Genomic DNA, 1,628 nt, shown 5'->3' with positions numbered 1-1,628 from the left:
CCCTCTTCACCACACTCAGCCCTTGTCGGCCTCACGCTCGGCCTCGACCGGAACCTCGGCACCGGCCTCAGCCGGAACCTCGTCCTCGGCGTCGACCTCGTCCTCGGCCGGAATCTCGGCCGCGGCTTCCGCCACCGCCACCTCTACGACCGCAGGCTCTTCGAACGGGGCCTCTTCCACGGAAGAAACCTCGTCGCTCTCGTCACCCTCGTCCTCGACGAGCGCGTCGACGAACTCGACACCGTCCAGCTCGGCGAGCCGGTCGGAGGCGTCGGTGCTGCCGTCCTTGTCCGCCTCGACCGCCTTGGCGAACCACTCGCGCGCCTCGTCCTTGCGCTCCGCCGTCAGCAGAGCGTCGGCGTACGCGTACCGCAGCCGAGCCGTCCAGGGCTGTACGGAGCTGGACCCGAGCTCGGGACCCTGCAGCGTCACGATGGCGGCGTCGATCTGCCCCATGTCACGCCGCGCACCGGCCGCGACCAGCCGCATCTCGACCTGACCTGCCTTGTCCAGCTTCTGCACCTCGGGCTCGCCGGCCATGGCCATCGCCCGCTCGGGACGGCCGAGACCACGCTCGCAGTCCGCCATGACGGGCCACAGCTCGACGGTCCCGGTCATCCGACGCGTCGCACGGAACTCGGCGAGCGCCTCGGTGTACCGCTGCGTCGCGTACGCGGCGAAGCCCGCGGCCTCACGGACGGCCGCCACTCGCGAGGCGAGACGCAGCGCGATACGCGAGTACTCGTACGCCTCCTCGGGCTCGTCGTCGATCAGCTTGGCCACCATCACCAGGTTCCTGGCGACGTCCTCGGCCAGCGTCTTCGGCAGGCTCATCAGCTCCTGGCGTACGTCCGGGTCGATCTCGCGCCCCGTGACGTCGTCCGGAATCGGCAGCCGCTTGATCGGCTCCCGGTCGCGGTCGTCACGCCCACGGAACCCGTCACGGTCGCCGCCCCGCTCGTCGCGCGAGCCACGGTATCCACCGCGGTCGCCGCCCCGGTCGTCACGCCCGCGGAAGCCACCGCGGTCGCCACCAGTGGGCCGGTCGTCCCGACGGAAACCGCCACGGTCGCCACCGGTCGGACGGTCATCACGGCGGAAGCCGCCACGGTCGCCGCTGGGGCGGTCGTCCCGACGCGGGCCGCTGCTGGGGCGGTCGTCCCGGCGGAACCCACCGCGGTCGCCCCCGCCGCGGTTGTCGTCACGCCGCTCGAAGCCACCACCGGCCGGACGACCACCACGGTCATCACGCCCACGGAAGCCCCCACGGTCGCCACCGCGGTCATCACGACGCTCGAAGCCACCACGGTCACCGCTCGGCCGCTCGTCGCGACGGAAGCCGCCACGATCGCCACCGGTCGGCCGCTCGTCCCGCCGGAACCCGCCGCCGCGGTTGTCGTCACGACGCTCGAAACCGCCACCTGCCGGACGGCCACCACGGTCATCACGACCCTGGAACCCACCGCGGTCGCCGCCCCGGTCATCACGACGGTCGTCGCGGCGCTCGAAGCCACCGCCGGCCGGACGACCACCACGGTCATCACGGCGGAAGCCGCCACGGTCGCCGCTGGGGCGGTCGTCCCGACGCGGGCCGCTGCTGGGGCGGTCGTCCCGGCGGAACCCACCGC

1 protein-coding gene and 1 pseudogene are annotated in these 1,628 nt (G+C 73.0%); both read right to left on the bottom strand.

Features of this window, described 5'->3' with window-relative positions; all coding sequences use genetic code 11:
• Positions 1 to 15: 15 nt before the first annotated feature.
• Entirely contained in the window at positions 16 to 834 is an 819-nt protein-coding gene (locus tag ACWGIG_RS38785) for a hypothetical protein (RefSeq protein WP_453326428.1), read from the bottom strand.
• 75 nt (positions 835 to 909) lie between these two features.
• A pseudogene (locus ACWGIG_RS38780) lies at positions 910 to 1,628 on the bottom strand (tetratricopeptide repeat protein); the annotation flags it as partial.

Source organism: Streptomyces sp. NPDC054863, assembly GCF_053610825.1.
This window is presented reverse-complemented; position numbering and strand designations above follow the sequence as displayed.